At 40.9% G+C, this 5,125-nt stretch carries 7 protein-coding genes and 1 pseudogene; 5 read left to right on the top strand and 3 right to left on the bottom strand.

Features of this window, described 5'->3' with window-relative positions; all coding sequences use genetic code 11:
* The 4 genes and pseudogenes from AB4185_RS20470 to AB4185_RS20485 all read left to right on the top strand — a co-directional run.
* Window positions 1–191: pseudogene (locus AB4185_RS20470) on the top strand (hypothetical protein); the annotation flags it as partial.
* Between the two features lie 26 nt (window positions 192–217).
* Window positions 218–646, top strand: coding sequence for a DUF2787 family protein (locus AB4185_RS20475; RefSeq protein WP_269978492.1), 429 nt, complete (start codon window positions 218–220; stop codon window positions 644–646).
* A gap of 211 nt (window positions 647–857) precedes the next feature.
* Window positions 858–1,418 (top strand): tyrosine-type recombinase/integrase, encoded by a 561-nt coding sequence (locus AB4185_RS20480; RefSeq protein WP_171343355.1) that lies wholly within the window; start codon window positions 858–860, stop codon window positions 1,416–1,418.
* 101 nt (window positions 1,419–1,519) lie between these two features.
* Entirely contained in the window at window positions 1,520–2,020 is a 501-nt protein-coding gene (locus AB4185_RS20485; protein WP_372135861.1) for a hypothetical protein, read from the top strand.
* A 24-nt stretch (window positions 2,021–2,044) separates the two neighbouring features.
* On the opposite strand, the gene AB4185_RS20490 is transcribed toward AB4185_RS20485, so the two are convergent.
* Both AB4185_RS20490 and AB4185_RS20495 read right to left on the bottom strand, forming a co-directional pair.
* A complete protein-coding gene (locus tag AB4185_RS20490) occupies window positions 2,045–2,812 on the bottom strand; it encodes an inovirus Gp2 family protein (protein WP_372135862.1) in 768 nt (255 codons plus the stop codon).
* A gap of 191 nt (window positions 2,813–3,003) precedes the next feature.
* On the bottom strand, window positions 3,004–4,122 hold the full coding sequence (locus AB4185_RS20495) for a hypothetical protein (protein WP_372135863.1): 1,119 nt from the start codon (window positions 4,120–4,122) through the stop codon (window positions 3,004–3,006).
* A gap of 106 nt (window positions 4,123–4,228) precedes the next feature.
* Here AB4185_RS20495 and AB4185_RS20500 point away from each other — a divergent pair, with 106 nt between their 5' ends.
* Window positions 4,229–4,828: a hypothetical protein gene (locus AB4185_RS20500; RefSeq protein ID WP_372135864.1), complete on the top strand. Its 600-nt coding sequence runs from the start codon at window positions 4,229–4,231 to the stop codon at window positions 4,826–4,828.
* A gap of 87 nt (window positions 4,829–4,915) precedes the next feature.
* Here AB4185_RS20500 and AB4185_RS20505 read toward each other — a convergent pair.
* Window positions 4,916–5,125 (bottom strand): hypothetical protein (locus tag AB4185_RS20505; protein WP_372135865.1); only part of this gene is annotated, 210 nt, incomplete at its 5' end.

A 5,125-nucleotide genomic window follows, 5' to 3' on the forward strand; every position in this document is an offset into this window, starting at 1 on the left:
CTGGTAAGCCACAAAAAGAGTTATCGCTGTATTTCAACTTCGCAGGGTGTTGGTTCTACCACCCAGAGATTAAGCAGTGCAACTTACAACGGCCAGAAGTTCAAACCTTACTTGCTAGCTGGCTTAAAGCCATCACTCACACTCTCATCACGCAACCTGCTATCTCAATCAACATCACATCCGTTCGTTAATCCTAACTTATTTCAAAGAGGTTCCTATGAATCAAGCAGCCAATCTGGCTATGTTCGCGTGCAAGCGAGCTAAGCCTTCACATCAACTGAAAGACCTAATCAAACGCTCTATTAATGATGTTAATTACCGAGGAAAAATGACCATCTGTTTTCAAGATACCAATTACCACCCAAAAGACGGCGGCTTTCACCCTGTCTCTATTACGGTGGATATCAAAGATAGCCATATCGCTCTTATTGAAATCACTGACCTTGTTTATGTGGGAACCGGTACGCCAGAGCTCGTTCCTGACTTGGCTTTTGATTTTGCTAACAACGTCGCTTTCGCTCGTTTCAGCGGATGGCTTGGTATGTACCTGCAAGAAACAACCGAGTTATATGAAATGTGGGAGTGTAACTTTTTAGCTTATGTAGAAATGAACGCCTACGACCAAGTTCAGGTTGAGTACAGTTAATCATCACTCGTAGCAACCCTAGCCACTAACCGTCCCGCTCCACTTCATATCACAAATATTCAACACAACCACCAGCACAGAGCTAAAACGAGGCTGCTTCCCATATTGTTAAAACGGGAAGCTTCCATCCCTTGCTGTATAAGGGTTCTTTAATATCGTCTGCTCTGTGCTTCCCAAAACACCCTTCTACAGACAAAAAAGGAAGCAGATTATGGCTGAGGTACAAGCAATCAAAGACGATGACACCATACGTCTGGTTGGACATTTACTGAGTATTCGTTGTAATACACAAATGGCCGATGTGTGGCATATCGGATTAAACCTAGCACTGCGGATTTCTGATTTGTTATCGATCCGCTTTGAAGACATTCATGGTGACCGACTTATTATTCGTGAAAGTAAAACTGGCAAGCTGGCAAACATTCAGCTCAATACCAAAGCGCAGCAGCATATTGCTAGATTAAGGGAGCAACATCCCGACCACATCTACTTGTTTCAATCCTACCGATGCCAACAGTTGAAAAACAAATCACCCCAGCCAATCACGCGACGCGCCGTGTCTATGGCATTTCAACAAGTAGGCCAAGAGCTAAATATTGCGTTAGGTACTCATTCGATGAGAAAGACACGAGGCTACTTTCTTTACCAATCTACAAAGGATATAGGCCGTGTCATGAAAATGCTTCGTCACACATCTGAGGGCGTCACGCTTCGCTATATCGGTATCACTCAAGATGAAGTCGATAAAGACTTTGTTTCTCTTGAGCTTTAAGCATGATCATTTACTAAGGGGGCGGGGCCGCTAATCCCTTATAAACATTAAGCTCAGAGCCCTTTTGAGTTTCGTTATCATCACATTGGAGAGTGAATAACATGAATCCATATCACGCAATAGGAAGCTTTGTTGTAGGCAGCTTATCGAAAAGCTTAATCCAAAATTTATTCTGGAAAACCGACGGTCCAGTTAGAGGGAGCATTGTGTATTGCGATCTCGCATTTGGTTATGCTGAACATTCAGGTGTCTACGTGGGAAATGGACGTATCATCCATCGTAATGGCAAAGGTCTTATTGAAGCCGTATCAATTCATCAGTTCCTTGCTGATACATCAGCCATTTCCATTTACGTGAGTTGTAATGCTCAAGGGAGAGCAACTGGCAGTGAGTTTACCGCTCAGAGTGCGGAAGCTATACTTGGTGTGCAGACAGACTACTCCCTGCTAAATGAAAACTGCCATCAGTTCTGTAGCTACTGTCTAGACGGTGACATCTTCTCAAGCACCTTCACATTGACTCAGCTTAAACGTGACGCTCGTGCGCATATTCAAGCGAGTCAGTGGCGCGTGTGGGACTTGAAGCATCGCCATAAAGGATAAGGGGGTTCTCTCCCCTTTTTTTGTTTAAACGCGAGGAAGTAAGCTCTCTTGCAATAATTCTCTAAAGAACTGATTGTCTATTTCTTCTTGAGTACGCCGACTAGTACCAAATGTTCTGCCTCTACCGACAGCCCTCGATCTTAACTTAGTCAAATATACGGCACGGTTAAATAACGGATTGAACATTGCCCTAAAACTCTGCCCCTCATAATCTTCATCGTCATAATCATCAAAAGGATGACGCTCTACCACATAGTAAGTTGGATTAGCTGGGACTCTTACACCCCAATGTGCCGCCCTAAAGTCAATATTAAGCGCCCGCGACCATGCACATACCACCATTTGATAAAGCGTTTTACATTTACCAACATTTTCTAAGAGGCTAAAATCACTGTAGTCTCCAAGGTAACGAAAGTTATCTTTGTTTAAGATAATCACAATGTGGTAATGAGGATATGATGAAGAATCGATTTCTTTACACCAAATAAACCGTAAGCGCTCTCTACTAACAGAGGTTTTTCGTCTTTTTCGCCGCTTAAGCTCCTCTTTGATTTGACTGTTTAATGAACGAAAAAAACTGGTAATCGCATTGGAGACTTCATCATCTTCAAATGATTTTGGGTACCGTAAATCGAGCCTAATAGCCGTTATTCGTGAAAAGTCCTCAACCGCATCCATCAGTACATCGTGAACTTGAACTAGGTTTTTAGTAATCAACGGAAGCTCCCTGGTTCTAAGATGTATTCCTCTAAACCTCTTAACATTCGTCGTTGATGGGCTACGTCTTGCCATGATACTACTCCTTAATTTATGAACATATGAGTAGTAATGATGTAAATACTTACGGTATGGCTAGTCCTCTATCTTGAAATAGATAATAGGTAATATATTAAACAGGTCCGACACCGAAACATCACATGACAATAGATACTGATTAGGCTAGAGGACAGGGTTCAACTCGACATTTAGTTACATATAAACGACTAGCTATCGAGAAAACGTGGTACAAACCCTTGGATATCCACTTTTAGATCATTCGACTCAAACTCTATGATCTTTTCTTCAGAGTGACTCAAAACTAGACGCCCTCGAACTTTTAAAGGCAAGTTCAATAAAATGATCATGGATTGCTTTCGTTGAAAGCAATAGATATCCAATTCTTGGCTTTCAGAAGCTTCTGGGATAAGGGTTGGTATAATATTGCAGATCGGTATGGAGTACTCATTCACATGATCTCTCAAACTCTTTGCGATTTCGCGATTCAATTTAGGATCATCGGTAAGTACGTTAAACTTCCGCTCTCTTATTTGATAGTTTTGTTCTAATCCCCCCCTGACCTTTCGTGAAATCAGTTCATCAAACATATGATAGAGTCTGATATCACTGTTATGTCGTGAGACTTCACTTCGACGCTTCTGGTCTACCTCCCAAATCCATGCTTTGACCCCTTTCTGGATAGCGCGTAAAGGGTCGTAACTGAAGCAATCTTGAGTAAGGTAGTCTCTTACACAAACCTTACCCCCACCGAATCCCTCTGGGTCAATAATAAAGATAGAATAGGCCTTTTTATAAAGTGTTGGGGCATTACATCCGTTGATAAATTTTAGGATAAAGCCCGAGTCTATTAGCTCGTCCCTATACCGACGTAAGCGTTGCACCGTCATTCCTGTAACATTTGAAAGCTGAGAAAAACTAATCACATTGACCACTCCGATGTCGTCACTCAAAGCGACTAGTGCCGATTTTAGTAACCGCTTAGAGATACTCTCGGCTCGCACACCATACAAGTCCTCACCTTCTCCCAAAAGCTGTTTTATATAGGATGTTTTCGCTTCACTTAGCTCTCGATTTTTATCGCCAATTTCAGGTTGAGCAATGACATATTGTCCTCCTTCTTTACTTCGAGTCACATACTCATTTAGACATAACCGAGTAACCGAAGCTCGGACCATCGAAGCTTTCATCATTAACTTTTCAGCCAATAATGCGATTGAGCACTGACTATGCCCTTGTCCATTAGCAAGTAAGAGCCACCGCATATATATGACCTTATCTTGAGGCTTCAAACCTTTCCAAGGCTGGAGCAGCATATTCATAACCATCAATATTTTACTTTATAATACCTATTAAAATCATAATACCATAATTTTTGACATGCTAAAAACTACATGTAAATCTACATGTAACACAAAAATATTGAGTATAGTAATGACATCAGAAGAGTATGAGTTCAAAAAATGGATGACATTTGGTAACCATAGAATGTCGGTATGGGTCGTGCAGTATTTCCTAAAGAACGGAATAGCTGAAGAAGGCTTGGTCGTTGGCGGAAAAGGAGCAAGGTATCCCTCGAAAGAAAATATTATGCAGCAAGCATCACGCTACTTTTCGAGTCTGGATACAGAAGAAACAAGACAACGTAACTTGATTAAAATGAAAAGAGCTTGGGATCAGAGAGAGCGACGACTAAACGCGAAAGAAAAAGAACATTCCGTAATGGTTAGGAATGATATCTACAACCAATTGGAACAGATAAAGGCAGATAATGGATTAGATAATCTAGGGCAGTCAATCAGGGCATTAATTGACGGTTCTGCATTCAGAAGAGAAATATTGAAACTAGAAAATACCAACATATCTCTCCGTAATAAGCTAGAAAAGCTAAACGATGACAAAAGCAAACTCCGCCAGCAGGCGTCTCAACTTACGGAAATGCAAAAAAGAATCAACGTCCTTGAAAAGCAAAATGCTTCCCTGATTGGCGCTTTTGAAAAGCTTGCTGATTATGTAGACCAAAAGGATACGTAACTTCTCAAACTTACAGTGTGGTGGAATGAGCCACATATCATCCAATGAATCTAGAAAATCTAAATCAAAACTTGTGTATGAACCACTTTAGTAACCATCTTGGTAACCAACATAAAAACCAAACCAAAACAAACTGAATAATATCAGACCCTTAAAAGACAAGTTCAACTTACGCCAGCTCCACCAAACGTTTGGAAAGGGCCAACTCGAAAGAGTTGGCCCTTTTTTTATCTTTATTTTACTTGCCATAATATGAAAAATCACATTATTAACAATGATACCAATTAAAGTAAAAAT

This window comes from Vibrio sp. 10N.286.48.F5 (assembly GCF_041469785.1).
GTDB classification, from domain to species: domain Bacteria; phylum Pseudomonadota; class Gammaproteobacteria; order Enterobacterales; family Vibrionaceae; genus Vibrio; species Vibrio crassostreae_C.

What these genes read in the sequence shown, in the direction of transcription:
- AB4185_RS20475 (WP_269978492.1), top strand. Translation starts at nt 218, where the DNA reads ATGAATCAAGCAGCCAATCTGGCTATGTTCGCGTGCAAGCGAGCTAAG.
- AB4185_RS20490 (WP_372135862.1), bottom strand. Translation starts at nt 2,812, where the DNA reads ATGGCAAGACGTAGCCCATCAACGACGAATGTTAAGAGGTTTAGAGGA.
- AB4185_RS20480 (WP_171343355.1), top strand. Translation starts at nt 858, where the DNA reads ATGGCTGAGGTACAAGCAATCAAAGACGATGACACCATACGTCTGGTT.
- AB4185_RS20485 (WP_372135861.1), top strand. Translation starts at nt 1,520, where the DNA reads ATGAATCCATATCACGCAATAGGAAGCTTTGTTGTAGGCAGCTTATCG.
- AB4185_RS20500 (WP_372135864.1), top strand. Translation starts at nt 4,229, where the DNA reads ATGACATCAGAAGAGTATGAGTTCAAAAAATGGATGACATTTGGTAAC.
- AB4185_RS20495 (WP_372135863.1), bottom strand. Translation starts at nt 4,122, where the DNA reads ATGGTTATGAATATGCTGCTCCAGCCTTGGAAAGGTTTGAAGCCTCAA.